The 591-nt window shown below is 64.5% G+C and carries 1 protein-coding gene; it reads left to right on the top strand.

The genetic code is table 11. From position 1 onward, the window contains the following. Positions 1-591 (top strand): RHS repeat domain-containing protein (locus BLL38_RS30075; RefSeq protein ID WP_139340787.1); only part of this gene is annotated, 591 nt, incomplete at both ends.

The following is a 591-nucleotide window of genomic DNA, read 5'->3' on the forward strand; positions in this document are numbered from 1 at the left end:
GGGCCAACTGCTCAGCCACTACCACTACGACGAGCAGGGCCGCCTGGCCCAACACGAACACGCCCACGGCCTGCGCCGCTACACCTACGACAAAAGCGGCAACCTCACCCGCCGGCTCGACACCCGCAAGGGCCAGCACGACTACCACTACGACCCCCTCGACCGCCTGACCCGCGCCGACCACTCCCAGGCCCCCACCGAACGCTTCGCCCACGACCCGGCGAACAACCTGCTGATGCAAGACCGCCCAGGGCCCGGCATCGTCGTCGGCAACCGCCTGTTACTGCAAGGCGACCGGCATTACGACTACGACGCTTTCGGAAACCTCATACGCGAACGCCGTGGCCGCGCACAGCAGTGGGTCACCGAATACCGCTACGACTGCCAGCACCGCCTGATCGGCGTCACCCAGCCGGACGGCAGCCAGGCCAGTTATCGCTATGACCCGTTTGGGCGGCGTATCAGCAAAACCGTGGCGGGCAAAACGACTGAGTTTTTCTGGCAAGGCGACAAGATCATCGCCGAACACACGGCGGGGCAGCATCGCAGTTATCTCTACGAGCCTGACAGCTTCAGGCCGTTGGCTTTGTT

The organism is Pseudomonas gessardii (genome assembly GCF_001983165.1).
Classification (GTDB): domain Bacteria; phylum Pseudomonadota; class Gammaproteobacteria; order Pseudomonadales; family Pseudomonadaceae; genus Aquipseudomonas; species Aquipseudomonas gessardii.